16 protein-coding genes are annotated in these 13,481 nt (G+C 65.5%); 10 read left to right on the top strand and 6 right to left on the bottom strand.

The window, feature by feature from the left end; translation table 11 throughout:
- Positions 1-137: 137 nt before the first annotated feature.
- Both RTH46_RS12315 and RTH46_RS12310 read right to left on the bottom strand, forming a co-directional pair.
- On the bottom strand, positions 138-824 hold the full coding sequence (locus RTH46_RS12315) for an LrgB family protein (RefSeq protein ID WP_279845193.1): 687 nt from the start codon (positions 822-824) through the stop codon (positions 138-140).
- Complete coding sequence (locus RTH46_RS12310) at positions 814-1,200, bottom strand: CidA/LrgA family protein (RefSeq protein ID WP_316905791.1); 387 nt, start codon at positions 1,198-1,200, stop codon at positions 814-816. The genes RTH46_RS12315 and RTH46_RS12310 overlap by 11 nt, the downstream gene beginning before the upstream one ends.
- Positions 1,201-1,298: 98 nt before the next feature.
- Between RTH46_RS12310 and RTH46_RS12305 the strand changes: the two genes are divergently transcribed.
- Entirely contained in the window at positions 1,299-2,177 is an 879-nt protein-coding gene (locus RTH46_RS12305; protein ID WP_316905790.1) for a LysR family transcriptional regulator, read from the top strand.
- A gap of 73 nt (positions 2,178-2,250) precedes the next feature.
- Here RTH46_RS12305 and RTH46_RS12300 read toward each other — a convergent pair whose 3' ends face one another.
- Positions 2,251-2,706: a flavodoxin gene (locus RTH46_RS12300; RefSeq protein ID WP_125462625.1), complete on the bottom strand. Its 456-nt coding sequence runs from the start codon at positions 2,704-2,706 to the stop codon at positions 2,251-2,253.
- Between the two features lie 184 nt (positions 2,707-2,890).
- Here RTH46_RS12300 and RTH46_RS12295 point away from each other — a divergent pair, with 184 nt between their 5' ends.
- From RTH46_RS12295 to RTH46_RS12275, 5 genes are all read left to right on the top strand, one after another.
- Positions 2,891-3,508, top strand: coding sequence for a hypothetical protein (locus tag RTH46_RS12295; RefSeq protein WP_316905789.1), 618 nt, complete (start codon positions 2,891-2,893; stop codon positions 3,506-3,508).
- A gap of 148 nt (positions 3,509-3,656) precedes the next feature.
- A complete protein-coding gene (locus RTH46_RS12290; RefSeq protein WP_153784901.1) occupies positions 3,657-4,229 on the top strand; it encodes an antibiotic biosynthesis monooxygenase in 573 nt (190 codons plus the stop codon).
- A gap of 76 nt (positions 4,230-4,305) precedes the next feature.
- Entirely contained in the window at positions 4,306-4,998 is a 693-nt protein-coding gene (folM, locus tag RTH46_RS12285; protein ID WP_279845198.1) for a dihydromonapterin reductase, read from the top strand.
- Positions 4,999-5,007: 9 nt separating this feature from the next.
- A complete protein-coding gene (locus RTH46_RS12280) occupies positions 5,008-5,304 on the top strand; it encodes a DUF1244 domain-containing protein (protein WP_110991715.1) in 297 nt (98 codons plus the stop codon).
- Complete coding sequence (locus tag RTH46_RS12275) at positions 5,297-5,638, top strand: HopJ type III effector protein (protein WP_178125728.1); 342 nt, start codon at positions 5,297-5,299, stop codon at positions 5,636-5,638. The genes RTH46_RS12280 and RTH46_RS12275 overlap by 8 nt, the downstream gene beginning before the upstream one ends.
- Before the next feature lie 96 nt (positions 5,639-5,734).
- Here RTH46_RS12275 and RTH46_RS12270 read toward each other — a convergent pair whose 3' ends face one another.
- The 3 genes from RTH46_RS12270 to RTH46_RS12260 all read right to left on the bottom strand — a co-directional run bounded on the left by RTH46_RS12270 (position 5,735) and on the right by RTH46_RS12260 (position 9,054).
- Positions 5,735-6,640, bottom strand: a complete 906-nt coding sequence (locus RTH46_RS12270; RefSeq protein WP_316905788.1) for an alpha/beta fold hydrolase — start codon at positions 6,638-6,640, stop codon at positions 5,735-5,737.
- Positions 6,641-6,779: 139 nt separating this feature from the next.
- Positions 6,780-7,979, bottom strand: a complete 1,200-nt coding sequence (gene fabV, locus RTH46_RS12265; RefSeq protein WP_153784904.1) for an enoyl-ACP reductase FabV — start codon at positions 7,977-7,979, stop codon at positions 6,780-6,782.
- A gap of 223 nt (positions 7,980-8,202) precedes the next feature.
- Positions 8,203-9,054: a LysR substrate-binding domain-containing protein gene (locus RTH46_RS12260; RefSeq protein WP_153784905.1), complete on the bottom strand. Its 852-nt coding sequence runs from the start codon at positions 9,052-9,054 to the stop codon at positions 8,203-8,205.
- A 134-nt stretch (positions 9,055-9,188) separates the two neighbouring features.
- Here RTH46_RS12260 and RTH46_RS12255 point away from each other — a divergent pair, with 134 nt between their 5' ends.
- Genes RTH46_RS12255 through RTH46_RS12240 form a run of 4 tightly spaced genes read left to right on the top strand, consistent with a single transcriptional unit; the run spans position 9,189 to position 13,357 of the window.
- Positions 9,189-10,244: an agmatine deiminase family protein gene (locus RTH46_RS12255; protein WP_316905787.1), complete on the top strand. Its 1,056-nt coding sequence runs from the start codon at positions 9,189-9,191 to the stop codon at positions 10,242-10,244.
- Positions 10,241-11,137 (top strand): N-carbamoylputrescine amidase, encoded by an 897-nt coding sequence (aguB, locus tag RTH46_RS12250; protein ID WP_316905786.1) that lies wholly within the window; start codon positions 10,241-10,243, stop codon positions 11,135-11,137. Before RTH46_RS12255 ends, aguB begins: the two co-directional genes overlap by 4 nt.
- A 2-nt stretch (positions 11,138-11,139) precedes the next feature.
- A complete protein-coding gene (locus RTH46_RS12245) occupies positions 11,140-12,234 on the top strand; it encodes an extracellular solute-binding protein (RefSeq protein ID WP_316905785.1) in 1,095 nt (364 codons plus the stop codon).
- A 4-nt stretch (positions 12,235-12,238) separates the two neighbouring features.
- Positions 12,239-13,357 (top strand): agmatine deiminase family protein, encoded by a 1,119-nt coding sequence (locus tag RTH46_RS12240; protein WP_316905784.1) that lies wholly within the window; start codon positions 12,239-12,241, stop codon positions 13,355-13,357.
- Positions 13,358-13,481 lie beyond the last annotated feature (124 nt).

Genomic DNA, 13,481 nt, shown 5'->3' with positions numbered 1-13,481 from the left:
AAGGCTGCGTTCATTGCAAGTTACCTCGGCACATACATGTGCTCTCTATGTCGAGGCTCAGTCTAGAAGCCAATACGAAGGTGTTAAGTCGCCTTTGCAGCCAGCCTGATGACCGTGCGAGTCAGTGGCACGAACGGTCAGAACAGCAACACCAGCAGCGGCGCGGCAAACAGGTTGAGCAGCCCGGTCAGGACCATGACCAGGCCGGCCACCGAACCCTCTTCGCGGCCCACTTCCTGGGCCCGGCTCACGCCCGCACCATGGGCGCCGACACCGAACAGCGCGCCCCGCGCCAACGGTGTGCGCAGCGGCAGCCAGCGCAGCAGCACACCGCCGAACACCGCCCCCAGCACGCCGGTGAACATCACGAACACCGCGGTCAATTCCGGCACCCCCCCCAGGTCCTGGGCCACCGGCATGGCAAACGGGGTGGTGATGGAGCGTGGCAGCAACGACAGGCTGACCGACTCGTCCAGCGCCAGCAGGTGCGCCAGCCCCCAGGAACTGCCGATCGAGGCGACGCTGCCGGCCAGCATGCCCACCAGCAACGCCGGCCAGTGCCGCGCCAACAGTGCCCGCTGCTGCCAGATCGGCACGGCGAAGGCCACCGTCACCGGGCCCAGCACGCCCATCAGCCAATGGGTGTTGCGCGCGTATTCGGCGTAGGCGGTGTGCAGCGGCACGGCCACCGCCAGCAGCAACGCCGGTACCAGGATCAGCGGCGACAGCAGGTAGCGACCACTGCGCCGATACAGCCAGCGGCTGCCCACATAAGCGGCCAGGGTGAGCGCGAGCCAGAACAATGACTTGGCTTCAGGGCTCATGGCGCAGCCTCCAGCGACACACCAGTTCGACCGTCGTGGCGGTGACCACCATCACCAGCAGGGTACTTACCGCGATCACCAGCAGGATGCGCCAGCCTTCGCTGCGCAACAGGCTGCCGTAGTCCAACAGGCTCATCAGCGCGGGGATGAAGAACAGCAGCATCTCGGCCATCAGCCATCCGGCACCCAGTTGCAGGGTGGCGGGCTTGAGCAGGCCTGTGGCGAACAGCAAGAGCAGCAGCGCCAGGCCCATCACCCCGCCGGGGATCGGCCAGCCCAGCCAGGCCGCGAGCTGGCCCCCGACCAGGAACAAGGCCAGCAGCACCGCCAGCTCAACGAGCAGGCGGCAGGTTTTTTTCAGTAATGCAGGGTTCATGGGCACGGTCCTCGACAACGTGCCCAGTTTAAAAGTCGGTCGCAAAGGCCAAAAGCGAATTGTTAGACTGCTCGCCATTCCATATTGGAATCCATAGCATGGAATTCAAACAGCTGCGCAGCTTCATCGAAGTGGTTCACCGGGGTGGCTTCACCCAGGCCGCGGGCACCCTGCACATCAGCCAGTCGGCAGTGAGCAAGCAGGTCGCCCAGCTGGAACAGGCCATCGGCCAGCCATTGCTCGAGCGCCAGGGTTCGCAGCTGCTGCTGACCGCCGCCGGGCGCATCGTGCTGGAGCGTGGTGAAGTGTTGCTGCGCCAGCGCCAGGAACTGCTCAACGAGCTGGACGACCTTGGCCAGATGGCCCGTGGCGAGCTGCGCCTGGGCCTGCCCTTGCTGGGCAGTGATGCACTGTTTGCCGGGTTGTTCGCCGAGTACCGGCGGCGCTACCCGCAGATTTCCGTGCAACTGCTCGAAGGCGGCAGCCGTATGGTCGAGCAGGCGGTGAAGAGTGGCGAGCTGGAGCTGGGCGGCAGCCTGACGCCGAGCGACCCGGCGTTCGACTACCAACCCTTCTGCAATGAGCCGCTGGATGCCCTGCTGCCCGCCGAGCATGCCCTGGCGGGCCAGGCCGAGGTCGATCTGGCGCAACTGGCCGATACGCCGTTCCTGCTGTACCAACGCAGCTTCATGCTCAATGACCGGCTGCTCAGCGCTTGCCAGCAGGTAGGCTTTACCCCGAAGGAAGGTGGGCGCAGTGGCCAGGCGGATTTCCTTGCCTCGTTGGTGGCGGCGGGCCAAGGGGTGGTGCTGCTGCCGCGGGTGGTCGCGCGGGGCCTGGAGCGGCCTGGGGTGGTGCGCTTGCCCTTGCGCGCGCCGGGCGATCTGAGGTGGGACATCGCCTTCATCTGGCGGCGCGGGGCGTACCTGTCACGGGCGGCGCAGGCGTGGTTGGCGTTGTTGCGCGAGCACACCTGAAGGCCGTCTCGCGGGGCAAGCCCGCTCCCACGCAGGTAATTGGCGTGGGAGCGGGCTTGCCCCGCGATGGCATTCAGCCCTGAATGGCAGCGGCAAACTCTGCCAGCCACGGCTCGGCATCGGCCTCCGGGGTCACGGTTTCGCTGGCATCCAGGCGCAGCATCGGCAGCACCTCACGCACGCCCAGCTCGGCAAACAGCTCACGAAGCTGCTCGCCACCCCCGCAGTAGGTATCGCCGTAGCTGGAGTCGCCCAGGCCGATCACGGCACCCGGCAAGCCACGCCAGGCGGCGGGCAGCACATCGCGAATGACGCTGTACAGCGGCATCAGGTTGTCGGGCAGTTCGCCCATGCCGGTGGTCGAGGTCACCGCCAGCAAGGCCTGCGGGGCAAAGCCCTCGATATCCTGCAGGGTGGCACGGCCTGCATGCCAGGCTTCATGGCCAGCAGCGTTGAGCAGCGACACCGCATGACGGGCGACTTCATCGGCGGTGCCATAGACCGAACCGGAAATAATGGCGACTTTCATCAGGTGAGGATTCCGAAACTGAGTGAAAGCGTAGGATACTAGCACCCGACAGTGGCAAAAGGCCGCCTACCGCTAAAGTCACAGCCGCGCAAACTATCCGACCAGTGACCTGAACCAAACGCATAGGCCACTGTCCACCCCCTTGACGTAATCGCCATTACCGATCGCTTCCTCGAGTTCGACCATGCAAGCAGACGCCCTTCTCTCCCAGGACGAGCTGGATTTCATCCAGAACATGCAGCACTCGCCGCAGTTGAACCTGGCCGACCCCATGTCGAGCCTGCTGGTCAATGGCGACCGTCGGCTGAAGGACCTGCTCACCCGCCTGGTGGCCAATGAACAGGTCACGCTGCAGGCCAGCTTCAACAATCAGCAGTTGAGCTTCCCCCTGCAACTGGTCGAAGACGAGTTCCACGCCCTGCACCTGCAGCTGGGTTCACCGGACATCTACGAAGACGGCCCTATGCTGCGGCCGTGGCGCCTGTCGCTGGAGCAACCGGCGGCCTTGCTCGACGACCACCACCAGGCCAGCGACCTGTGGGTACGGGATATCTCGTTCAAGGGCGTGCTGGTGGAAATCCACGGGCAGAGCAAGGCGCCGGCGCATTTCGAGCTGCACTTCGCCGCCGAGGACATCCCGCCGATCGGCCTGCACGGCGCGTTGCGCCGGCGCATCGGCCCGAGGCTTGCCGCCTACGACCTGTCGCACACGCCGGCCGAAGAGATCGAGCGCCTGCGTGAGTACATTCTTCAGGCCCATCGGCAGGCTCACCCCGAACTGCACGCCCAAGCCAACTTCTGACGAGCGTCCGCCCGTTGAAACTGACGGGTCATGATCGATCGGCGATAATCCGCGCCCGATTCTTGCAAGCATGCCTGCGCCGCCCACCACCCCGGGCCGCATGCCAAGGGGCCGGCTACCCGCCAGCCCCGTCGCCAGGAGATACACGATGTCTACCCACCCCGTCACCTTGATGGTGTCGCGCCGCGCCGCCCATGGCCGCTACCAGGACCTGCTGGCCTGGCTGCACGAAGGCGAACAGCTGGCCACCGACTTCCCCGGCTACCTGGGCTCAGGCATCCTCGCCCCGCCTGCCGAAGGCGATGATTTCCAGATCATCTTCCGCTTTACCAATGAGCAAACGCTGCACGCCTGGGAGCATTCGGCCTCGCGTCGCACCTGGTTGCAGCGCGGTGACGGCCTGTTCGAACGCCCCAAAGAGAGGCGCGTCAGCGGCATCGACGACTGGTTCGGCACCAACATGGTGCAAAAACCGCCGCGCTGGAAGCAGGCCACGGCCATCTGGCTGGCGTTCTTCCCGGTCTCGTTGCTGTTCAACCTGCTGTTCGGCCACTGGCTCGCGCCGCTCGACCTGCTGCCGCGGGTGCTGCTCAGCACCCTGGCCCTGACGCCACTCATGGTGTACCTGTTCATCCCGCTGTCGACCCGCCTGCTGGCCGGCTGGCTGAACGCCGCGCCACGCTCGGCCGCAGACCGTGCCGAGGGCCTGCGCAGCCGCTGAGGCACGGGCTCGCAAGGCGGTGCAGTTCGGGTATGCTGGGGCATCACGCACGGACAGATGACAGACCGCCCCGAACATGAACAGCCCTATCCTCATTACCGGTGCCAGCCAGCGTGTCGGGCTGGCCCTGGCACTGGAGCTGGCCCAGGCCGGCCATACGGTGGTCAGCGCCAGCCGCAGCCTCAATGCACAGGCGGCGCACCCGAACATCCAGCAGTTCCAGGCCGACCTCACCAACGCCGACGACCGCCAGGCCCTGATCGACCACCTGCACAGCCACTACGACGGCCTGCGCGCGATCATCCACAACGCCTCGCTGTGGCTCGACGACGGCCTGGACAACCTCGACACCATGTTCCGCCTGCACGTCGAGGCGCCCTACCACCTCAACCTGGCGCTGGGTGAGCTGCTGGGCAAGGTGGATAAGGCCGACATCATCCATATCTGCGACGAGACCTCTTCGCGCGGCAGCAAGAGCCATATCGGCTATGCCGCGACCAAGGCCGCGCTGCAGAACATGGTGCTGTCGTTCGCCGAAAAGTACGCGCCCACGGTGCGCGTCAACGGTATCCTGCCGGGCCTGCTGATCCTCAAGGAGGGTGGCGACGAGCACTATCGCCAGCAGACACTGAAAAAAGCCCTGCTGGAGTTCGAACCCGGCGCCCGCCCACTGATCGACGCCGTGCTGTTCCTGCTGCACAGCCAGTACAGCACCGGCAGCCAGGTGGTCATCAACGGTGGCCGCCATCTGAAGAACCGCATGACCTGAGAGACCGCCATGACTCCCCAGCAACAGCTCGAACTCGAAGCCGCCGCGTTCCGGCGCCTGGTCGACCATCTGCAAAAGCGCACCGACGTGCAGAACATCGACCTGATGAACCTCTCCGGCTTTTGCCGCAACTGCCTGTCCAAGTGGTACAAGGCCGCCGCCGACGAGCGCCAGGTCGACCTGAGCATGGACGACGCCCGTGAAGCGGTGTACGGCATGCCCTACGCCGAGTGGAAAGCCCAATACCAGAAAGAAGCCAGCGCCGAGCAACAGGCGGCGTTCGAACAAGGAAAACCCCGTGACTGACCTGAACACCCTGCGCAGCAGCCTCGCCAGCGGCGAACATGTGTTTGCCGACACCCTGGCGTTCATCGCCGCGAATTACAGCTACCAGCCACAGGCCTTCGACAACGGTGACGTGCACAACGCTGCCGGGCAGAACGAAGGTTCGTGCAAGACCCTGGGCCTGGCCTTGCTGGAAGGTTTGAGCGACCAGGAAGCGCTGCTGGCCTTTGGCGAGCACTACCGCAGCGTGGTGGCCACGCCCGAGGGCAGTGACCATGGCAATATCCGTGCGCTGATCAAGCATGGGCTGGCGGGGGTGAAGTTTGCCGCGCAGCCTTTGGCGCGCCTGGCCTGACAATCCGCATCGCGGGGCAAGCCCGCTCCCACGCCACTCGCGCATTTACAGGTCTGGCGTGGGAGCGGGCTTGCCCCGCGATAAGGCCATGAGCCTTCAGATGATCTTGCCCGGCACACCACCCGCCAACCTCCCCGCCTGCAACCACCCCAGCGCAATCGGCCACAGGCTCTGCCGAAAACGGTCATGAAAGAACGCGAAGTGGCCAATCTCCTCGACGCCGATATCTCCAGGCGCCACCAGCAGGTGCTTGCGCCCGCGCTCATCCAGATACCCCAATAACCGCTCGGTGGCCGCCACCGTGCCGAACGGATCGTCGGTCAGGCTGATCGCCAAGGTCGAAGCGCTGACGTGAGCGAACGGCAAGGCTTCCAGCAATCGCCCGCTGGGCCGGTGCTCGTAGCGTGGCGTGGGCGTGCTCCAGTCGTGCACCACTCCGGCCGGCGTGTCCTCCAGCCAACCCAGGCGCTTGCCGGGAAAGTAGCCGAACACCCGGGTCAGCAGCGGCATCAACACATGCCATTTGCCAAACAACTGCCAGCGCTGGTCCGCCGCATAGTCACGCCAGTAGGCGAACTGCGCCCCCACCAGCACCGCGTGCTGCACTTGCGCCGCCGAAGGCGCCAGCCCCAGCGCCCAGCCGCCGAAACTGTGCCCCACCACATGCACCGGTTGCCCCGGGTGTTCGGCGCCAGCCAGTTGCAGCATTGCCTCGAAATCCAGCCGGCCCCAGTCGCTCCACGAGGCCTGGAAACCGCGCAGCGAGGCCGGGCGCGATTCACCGATGCCACGGTAGTCGTAGCTCAGTACATCGAAGCCTTGGGCGAACAGGTAGTCGGCGAAACGGGAGTAGTAACGGCAACGCACCGAGGTGGCGGCGTTGATGATCACCAGCGGGCGCTGGCTGTCGGGGGTGGCGTGGCGCCAGCGAAAACCGCCGAGGCTGTAGCCGTCGGGGGCATTGTGGCGAAAGGCGGTGGCGGGCTGGGTAAGGCTGCTCATGGCGCGCTTCTATGGTGTTGTGCGCCTACGCTAGCAAAAATTCTTTTACCTGTACCAATGCATCGCGGGGCAAGCCCGCTCCCACGCCTTCAGTATCTGGCGTGGGAGCGGGCTTGCCCCGCGATGGGGTCAAACGCGATTACAGCTCGATGCAGTCGAACTTCACATCGGTGGCCACGTCTTCGTCGTAGTTGACGTCAGCGCGCTCGAAACCGAACAGGTTGAGGAACTGCTTCTTGTAACCGGCGTAGTCGGTCAGCTCGAACAGGTTCTCGGTGGTCACCTTCGGCCACATGGCACGGCAGGCGTCCTGCACATCATCACGCAGTTCCCAGTCGTCCAGACGCAGACGACCTTCGTCGTCCAGTGCAGCCGGCGCACCGTCCGCACGGTACATGCGGTCACGGAACATGCGGTCCAGCTGGTGCTGGGTGCCTTCGTGAATACCCTTCTCCTGCATGATCTTGAAGACCATCGACAGGTACAGCGGCATCACCGGGATCGCCGAGCTAGCCTGGGTAACCACCGACTTCAGCACCGCAACGTTGGCACTGCCGCCGACTTTCTTGCCCAGGCGCTGGGCGGTTTCGTCCAGGTCCTGCTTGGCCTTGCCCAGCGCGCCGTCCCAGTAGATCGGCCAGGTAATGTCAGAGCCGATGTAGCTGAAGGCCACGGTGCGAGCCTGAGGCGCCAGCACGCCGGCGGCGTTCAGGGCGTCGATCCACAGTTCCCAGTCCTGGCCGCCCATCACGGTGACGGTATCGGCGATTTCCTGCTCGGTGGCCGGCTCGATGCTGGCCTCGATGATGGTGTCCTTGTTGGTGTCGATGGCGGTCGACTTGTACGGCTGGCCGATCGGCTTGAGCGCCGAACGAATCACTTCACCGGTCTGCGGCAGCTTGCGCACCGGCGAGGCCAGAGAGTAGATGACCAGATCGACCTGGCCGCCCATTTCGTTCTTGATCAGCTCGATGACCTTGGCGCGGGCTTCGTCGGAGAAGGCGTCACCGTTGATCGACTTGCTGTACAGGCCCTCGGCCTTGGCGAACTTGTCGAAGGCGGCGGCGTTGTACCAGCCGGCGGTGCCGGCCTTGGTCTCGGTGCCCGGCTTTTCGAAGAACACGCCCAGGGTGTCGGCCTTGAAGCCGAATGCCGCGGTGATGCGGGCGGCCAGGCCGTAGCCGCTGGAGGCGCCGATCACCAGGACTTTCTTCGGACCATCCTCGCGCACGCCCAGCTTGCGGGTGGCTTCGATCTGGTCACGGACGTTGAGCTCGCAGCCCTTTGGGTGAGTCGTGGTGCAGATGAAACCGCGAACCTTGGGATGAATGATGGCCAATGTCTGTACCTCGTCAGGTTTAGGCTGGGGCAGCGGCCGGATTTGGGGCGCTGCCGTTTGATCTAGAGGGTGAGACTACCCTCGTGGGATATCCGACACATATTACGGGGTGATCGGATCGTTGCAAAACACCAGCGGCCCTATCGCGGGGCAAGCCCGCTCCCACGCTATACCTGCAAACGCAAGGTTGGCGTGGGAGCGGGCTTGCCCCGCGATAGGGCCATCAATCCTGCACCAGTCCCCCCTTCAACCACTCCAGAAAGCGCCGCGCCTGCGGGTCATCCTGGCTGTCGCGATGCACCAGGCAACTCCACGCCGGCCCACGCACACGCTGGGCAGACAACGCCTGCAAACGCCCCTGCTCCACCAAGCGCTGTGCCAGCAGCTGGCTGACCAGGGCAATCCCCAAGCCCTCGCCCGCCGCCTCCAGCAGCAACCCCGGGTCGGAAAAATTTAGCCCCTTGCCCTGCTGCCCGACATCCTCGCCGCCTTCGACCTGCCAGTGGCTCCAGTCCATCTCCCGCTCGCCATGCAAGGTGGTGCGCCCCTGCTCGGCCAGGTCCGGATGGCAGGCCGGGTACAGCAGGTCCTGGTGCAACACACTGAAGCTGCATTCAGCCTGGGCGCCAATGTCATCGCGGATCGCCAGGTCGATGGTCTCGCTGGCCATGTCCGGCACCTCGAAGCTGGTGAACAGCCACAGGTCCACTTCTGGATAACGCTGGTGAAAATCCCCCAGGCGCGGCAGCAGCCAGTGCCGAGCGAACGCCGGGGTGGTGTTGACCACCAGTTGGTTGGGCTTGCGGTACTGGTCCAACCGGCGGATGCCCACCGCCAGTTGCTGCAGCAAGGTCTGGGTGGTGCTGAGCAGATCATGCCCGGCATCGGTAAGGCTGACGCTGCGCCCGGTGCGATGGAACAGCGGTTGCTCCAGGTAGCTTTCCAGGCTGCGAATCTGCTGGCTGATCGCCGACTGGGTGAGGTTCAGGGCCTCGGCGGCCTTGTGGAAACTGCCCAGGCGGGCAGCGGCTTCGAAACCGCGCAGGGCGTTGAGCGGGGGCCAATGCTTGAGCATGCTGATAAGCCTGACTGATCAGAAATACGCTAAATCTATCGTTTGTCGCCCCAACTTCCCAGCCATAACATTGGCACCAACACCCGCGACGGCGGGCTTCGTTGATAAAAATCCCTAATAGATCGGAGTTCACTATGACCCTGTCCCACGACAGCGGCTGGCGCATGCCTGCCGAATGGGCCCGCCACGCTGCCACCTGGATGATCTGGCCGCACAACCAACCGCTCTGGGAGTCGGGCTGGGGCGTGACCCTGGCCGACGTACAGCGCGACTATGCCCGGGTGGCCGCCGCCATCGCCCGCTTCGAGCCGGTGAAAATGGTGGTGGACCCGTCCGCCATGGCCACCGCCCGCGACCTGTGCGGCCCTGGCATCGAGCTGATCGAGCTGGCCGTCGACGACAGCTGGTGCCGTGACAGCGGCCCGAGCTTCCTGGTCCACCCGCAGCACGGCGTGGCTGGCCTGAGCTGGCGCTTCAACGCCTGGGGCAACAAGTCCGAACACGGCAAGGACCGCAGCCTGGCCCGGCGCATCCTCGACCAGCTCGGTCTCGAAGGCCTCAGCACCCCGCTGTGCAACGAAGGCGGCGCCATCCATGTGGACGGTGAAGGCACGCTGATCACCACCGAATCAGTACTGCTCAACCCCAACCGCAACCCAGGCCTGAGCAAGGCCGAGTTCGAGGATTGCTTCGCCCGCCTGCTGGGCATCCGCAAGACTATCTGGCTGCCGGGCGACCCGCAGTACGTGACCGGTGACATGACCGACGGCCATGTCGACGGCGTGTGCGCCTTCGCCCGCCCCGGCGTGCTGCTGGTGGATGCCACCCATGACCAGGGTTCGGTGTACGCCGAAGTAGTCCGCGAAAACCGCCGTGCACTGGAGCTGGCCACCGACGCCCAAGGCCGCAAATTCGAGCTGCTCGACCTGTACGAGGCCACGGCGGCCGTGGACACCGAGGCCGAGGTGTTCTGCGCCTCCTACACCAACTTCTACCTGGCCAACGGCGCGGTGATCATGCCGGCCTACGGCATCGACGCCGACCAGGCCGCCGCCGATCAGCTCGCCCATGCCTTCCCCGGCCGCGAAGTGGTGCCGGTGCGCATCGACCATATCGCCCACGGCGGCGGCGGCATCCACTGCATCACCCAGCAGCAGCCGGCCTGGCCGCTGCAAGGAGAGCGCCCATGAGCACCCTGCGCATCGCCACCACCCAGATGGCCTGCAGCTGGGATGTGCCCAGCAACCTCGACCGCGCCGAGCAACTGGTGCGCCAGGCCGCCGCAGACGGCGCCAAGGTGATCCTGCTGCAGGAGCTGTTCGCCACGCCGTATTTCTGCATCGAGCAGTGCCACAGCCACCAGGCCCTGGCCGAGGACTACCACGACAGCCCGCTGCTGCGCCGCTTCGCCGCCCTGGCCAAGGAGCTGGGCGTGGTGCTGCCGCTGAGCTGGTACGAGCGCGCCGGCAACGCCTTCTTCAACTCGCTGACCGTGGCCGATGCCGACGGCACGCTGCTGGGGGTGTACCGCAAGAGCCATATCCCCAACGCCATCGGTTACCAGGAGAAGGAGTACTTCAGCCCCGGCGACACCGGTTTCAAGGTCTGGGACACCGCCTTCGGCCGCCTGGGCGTCGGCATCTGCTGGGACCAGTGGTTCCCCGAGACCGCCCGCTGCCTGGCGCTGATGGGCGCCGAAGTGCTGCTGTTCCCCACCGCCATCGGCTCCGAGCCCGGCGCCGCCGGGCTGGATTCGCGCGATCATTGGCAAATCGCCATGCGCGGCCACGCCGCCGCCAACCTGCTGCCGGTGGTCGCCGCCAACCGGGTCGGCGATGAAGTGGCCAAAAGTGACAGCAGCCTGTCGATGCGCTTCTACGGCTCGTCGTTCATCTGCGACCACAAAGGCGCCCTGCTCGCCGAAGCCGACCGCGCCAGCAGTGGCGTGTGGCTGCACGACCTGGACCTGGCGCAGATGCGCGAGGACCGCCTGAGCTGGGGCGTGTACCGTGACCGCCGCCCCGACCTGTACGCGCCGTTGATGACCCTCGACGGCCGCACCCCGCACACCGAGAGGGCCTGACCATGCCACGCCGTCCATCACAACTGCTGGCCATCGCAGCGCTGGCGACCTGCGCCGGCCTCGCCCAGGCCGACCAGGAGGCCTTGCGCCTGTACAACTGGGCCGACTATTTCGCCGAAGACACGCTCAAGCGCTTTACCGCCGAAACCGGTATCCCGGTGATCTACGACGTCATGGACGGCAGCGAGGTACTGGAAGCCAAGCTGATGTCCGGGCGCAGCGGCTACGACCTGGTGTTCCCCGGCGACACCGTGGCCGAACGGCTGATGCGCGCCGGCAGCCTGCAGAAGCTCGACCGCAGCCAGCTGACCGCGCTGGACGACATCGACCCCAGCTTGCGCAAACTGCACGACCAGTACCCCAAGGCCAGCCAGGCCACCGTGCCCTACACCTGGGGCACCATCGGCCTGACCATGGACGCGAAGAAGATCCGCGAGCGCGTGCCCGACGCCCCGCTGAACAGCCTCGACCTGCTGTTCAAGCCGGAGCTGGCGGCCAAGTTCGCCGACTGCGGCATCTCGATGATCGACTCGCCCGACGAAGTGCTGGCCGTGGTGCTGCACTACCTGGGCCGCGAGCCACGTAGCGCCAAACGCGAAGACCTGGCCGCCGCCAGCGAACTGCTCAAGGGCATCCGCCCCTATGTGAAGAAGCTGCAGTCGCAACCGGTGACCGAGCTGGTCAACCAGAACATCTGCCTGTCGCTGGGCTACAGCGGCGACGTGATCCAGGCCCAGCGCACCGCCGAAGCCGCCGGCAAGGCCATCGACTTCCAGTACCGCGTGCCCCGCGAAGGCACCACGGTGTGGATGGACACCATGGCCATCCCCGCCGACGCCAAGCACCCCGAGTACGCCTATCGTTTCATCAACTTCGTCATGCGCCCGGAGAACATGGCCGCGATCAGCAGCACCACCGGCTACCCCACCTCCAGCGCCAAGGCGCGCCCACTGGTGGACGCCCGGCTGCGCGACAACCCCGATATCTACCTTGACGAAGCTACCTATGCCCGGCTGATCCCCGGCAAGGACATCCCCCAGGCCGACATGCGTGCGCGCATGCGTGTCTGGACCCGTTTCAAGACTGCACAGGACTGACCCCATGCCCACTCGCCGCACCTTCCTTCAACAGCTCAGCGTGGTCGCCGGCGTCAGCGCCGTCGCCAGCTTCGGCCTGCCCCTGGGCAGCGCCCGCGCTGCCGAGGCCGGCCGCTGGTTCATGCCCGACGAGGGTGAAAAGCAGCAGTGCGCCTACATAGCCTTCGGCGCCCAGGATGCCATCTGGGAAGACTTCACCGAAGACGTGCAGGCCGCGCTGGGCCGTATCGCCCGGGCCATCGCCGCCTACCAGCCGGTGACGGTGTTCTGCCGCGCCAGCGAACGCGATATCGCCGAGGAAGAGTGCGGCAACCACAACATCACCTATGTCGAAACCGAGCTGGACGACATCTGGATGCGCGACATCGGCGCCAACCTGGTGCTGGACGACGATGGCGCGCTGGGCGCGGTGGACTTCAACTTCAACGGTTGGGGCGGCAAGCAGCAGCACCGGTACGACGCCAAGCTGGCGGCGCGGGTGGCCAAGCTGGCCGGTGCCCAGTACCAGCGCAGCGAGCTGGTGGGCGAAGGCGGCGGCATCGAAGTGGACGGCCACGGCACCGGGATCATGACCGAAAGCAGCTGGATCAACCGCAACCGCAACCCCGACTGGAGCAAGGCCGAGGTCGAAGAGGAGCTGAAGGCGCGGCTGGGGCTGCGCAAGATCATCTGGCTGCCGGGCATCAAGGGCAAGGACATCACCGATGCCCACGTGGACTTCTATGCGCGCTTCGCGGCGCCCGGCGTGGTGGTGGCGAACCTGGACAACGACCCGGATTCCTACGACCACGCGGTGACCCGCAAGCACCTGGAAATTCTGCAGAACGCCACCGACGCCGATGGGCGCAAGTTGCAGGTGCATACGATGTCGCCGCCGTTGAAACCGCGCAGCAACAAGTTCAGCAAGGGCAACCCGGACTTTGCCGCGGGGTACATCAACTACTTCGTGATCAATGGCGCGGTGATTGCGCCGCAGTTTGGTGATCGCAGTGCCGACGAGAAGGCCCGGGCGTTGTTGGTGAAGTTGTATCCGGGGCGGGAAGTGGTGCAGTTGGATATCGATGCGATTGCGGCGGGCGGCGGTGGCATCCACTGCGTTACCAACCAGTGCCCGGCGGTGTAGGCACGATCATCGCGGGGCAAGCCCGCTCCCACGTAAGCATCGCCTCCAATAAGTTGGACACCAATCCAACCCTTGGGGGCAGCCCACAGTCGCAGTGATGCTTGCGTGGGAGCGGCTGTACGTG

Source organism: Pseudomonas sp. zfem004 (genome assembly GCF_032621715.1).
In the GTDB taxonomy this organism is placed as follows: Bacteria; Pseudomonadota; Gammaproteobacteria; order Pseudomonadales; family Pseudomonadaceae; genus Aquipseudomonas; species Aquipseudomonas sichuanensis.
This window is presented reverse-complemented; position numbering and strand designations above follow the sequence as displayed.

Coding starts and splice junctions, on each gene's coding strand:
- RTH46_RS12310 (WP_316905791.1), bottom strand. CDS start 1,200: ATGAACCCTGCATTACTGAAAAAAACCTGCCGCCTGCTCGTTGAGCTG.
- RTH46_RS12280 (WP_110991715.1), top strand. CDS start 5,008: ATGACTCCCCAGCAACAGCTCGAACTCGAAGCCGCCGCGTTCCGGCGC.
- RTH46_RS12315 (WP_279845193.1), bottom strand. CDS start 824: ATGAGCCCTGAAGCCAAGTCATTGTTCTGGCTCGCGCTCACCCTGGCC.
- RTH46_RS12270 (WP_316905788.1), bottom strand. CDS start 6,640: ATGAGCAGCCTTACCCAGCCCGCCACCGCCTTTCGCCACAATGCCCCC.
- RTH46_RS12290 (WP_153784901.1), top strand. CDS start 3,657: ATGTCTACCCACCCCGTCACCTTGATGGTGTCGCGCCGCGCCGCCCAT.
- RTH46_RS12245 (WP_316905785.1), top strand. CDS start 11,140: ATGCCACGCCGTCCATCACAACTGCTGGCCATCGCAGCGCTGGCGACC.
- RTH46_RS12300 (WP_125462625.1), bottom strand. CDS start 2,706: ATGAAAGTCGCCATTATTTCCGGTTCGGTCTATGGCACCGCCGATGAA.
- RTH46_RS12295 (WP_316905789.1), top strand. CDS start 2,891: ATGCAAGCAGACGCCCTTCTCTCCCAGGACGAGCTGGATTTCATCCAG.
- aguB (WP_316905786.1), top strand. CDS start 10,241: ATGAGCACCCTGCGCATCGCCACCACCCAGATGGCCTGCAGCTGGGAT.
- RTH46_RS12255 (WP_316905787.1), top strand. CDS start 9,189: ATGACCCTGTCCCACGACAGCGGCTGGCGCATGCCTGCCGAATGGGCC.
- folM (WP_279845198.1), top strand. CDS start 4,306: ATGAACAGCCCTATCCTCATTACCGGTGCCAGCCAGCGTGTCGGGCTG.
- RTH46_RS12305 (WP_316905790.1), top strand. CDS start 1,299: ATGGAATTCAAACAGCTGCGCAGCTTCATCGAAGTGGTTCACCGGGGT.
- RTH46_RS12240 (WP_316905784.1), top strand. CDS start 12,239: ATGCCCACTCGCCGCACCTTCCTTCAACAGCTCAGCGTGGTCGCCGGC.
- RTH46_RS12260 (WP_153784905.1), bottom strand. CDS start 9,054: ATGCTCAAGCATTGGCCCCCGCTCAACGCCCTGCGCGGTTTCGAAGCC.